The organism is Acrocarpospora corrugata (assembly GCF_009687845.1).
Lineage (GTDB): Bacteria > Actinomycetota > Actinomycetes > Streptosporangiales > Streptosporangiaceae > Acrocarpospora > Acrocarpospora corrugata.
The window spans coordinates 1-1,294 of sequence record NZ_BLAD01000004.1 but is presented as its reverse complement, the minus strand read 5'-3'; the positions used below and the strand labels follow the sequence as shown (position 1 = coordinate 1,294).

2 protein-coding genes are annotated in these 1,294 nt (G+C 68.9%); both read left to right on the top strand.

The window, feature by feature from the left end; all coding sequences use genetic code 11:
• The first annotated feature begins 71 nt into the window (after positions 1–71).
• The gene (locus Acor_RS00035; RefSeq protein ID WP_422664783.1) at positions 72–488 is read left to right on the top strand and encodes a DUF6444 domain-containing protein; all 417 of its coding nucleotides are present in this window, start codon (positions 72–74) and stop codon (positions 486–488) included.
• A partial coding sequence (locus tag Acor_RS00030) for an IS66 family transposase (RefSeq protein ID WP_155334397.1) occupies positions 410–1,294 on the top strand: 885 nt, incomplete at its 3' end. The genes Acor_RS00035 and Acor_RS00030, both read left to right, overlap by 79 nt.

The window sequence follows — 1,294 nt, the reverse complement described above, 5'->3', positions numbered from 1 at the left end:
GTGACGAGCGGGCTGCTCTGTCACGTTGCGTCACTTTGATCAGGTGGTGTAGGTCGTGGTGAGATCATCCGGTGCCCGGCCTGGAGGAGATGTCACGCGAGGAGCTAATGACTCTGTCGCGCGCGCTCTTGGTCGAGAACGCCCGGTTGAGCGAGCGGGTGGCCGTCCTGGAGAAGGAGAACGCCGAGTTGCGCGAACGGGTCGCGCGGCTGGAGCGGCTGATCTCGCGCAACAGCGGAAACTCGGGTATGCCTCCGGCCAGTGACGATCAGCCGGGTAAGCCGCAGCCGAAGGCCAGGCCCGCAGGCGGCGGCAAGCGCCGTCCGGGCAAGCAGCCAGGCGCGCCAGGATCCACCCTGGCCTGGACCGATGACCCCGATGACACTGTCGAGCACTTCCCGTCGGGGGCATGGCGTGTGGCGCGGACCTGGCCGGGGCGGCCGATCTGGGTGTCACGGCCCGTCATCAGCGGGTCGAGGTGCCGTTGATGAGCGCGGCCAGGATCCAGCACAACCTGCACACGGTGGCCTGCGGCTGCGGGAGGGTGCATGCCGCGCCGCGCCCCGAAGGGGTGCCCGCGGCGCCGGTCAGCTTGGGGGCCAACCTGCAGGCGTGGTGTGTCTACCTGATGATCGCGCACGCGATCCCGGTGCACCGCTGCGCCGAGTTGATCGCCTCACTGACCGGCGCGCAGCCTTCGCCGGGGTTCGTGCACGGCATGATCGCCCGCGCCGCCGCGGCCGTCGCGGCGGCCAACCTGCGCATCCGCGCCCTGCTCACCCTGGCTTACGCCGTCTGCTGCGATGAGACGCCGATCCGGGTGGGCGCGAGGAAGGCCAAGAAGTACCTGCTGGTGGCCTGCACGCCGCTGTTGACCTGGTATCTGCTGGGCGAGCGCACCCTGGACACCTTCAAGAGGTTCATCATCGCCGACCTGACCGGTGTCGTGGTGCACGATCGCTATCAGAACTACGACTCGGCCGAACTCGGCCTCCACCTGCATCAACTGTGCGCGAGTCACCTACTCCGCGATCTTGAGGATTGCGTCGAGACCTATCCCGGCGAGGCCTGGCCCTCCCAGATCCAGACCGCGCTGCGTGGCCTGATCCACGCCGCCAACCTCGCCCGCCAGGGCGGCCGGGACCAGGTCGATCCCGGTACCAAGGCGATGTGGATCAACAGCTTCCGGCACGGCGTCCGCGTCGGGCTCTCCCAGGTCCGCCGGATTCCCGGACCGGCCAAGACCGTTACCCAGCCGATCGGCCGCCTCCTGCTGGAAGTCCTGCGCGACCGT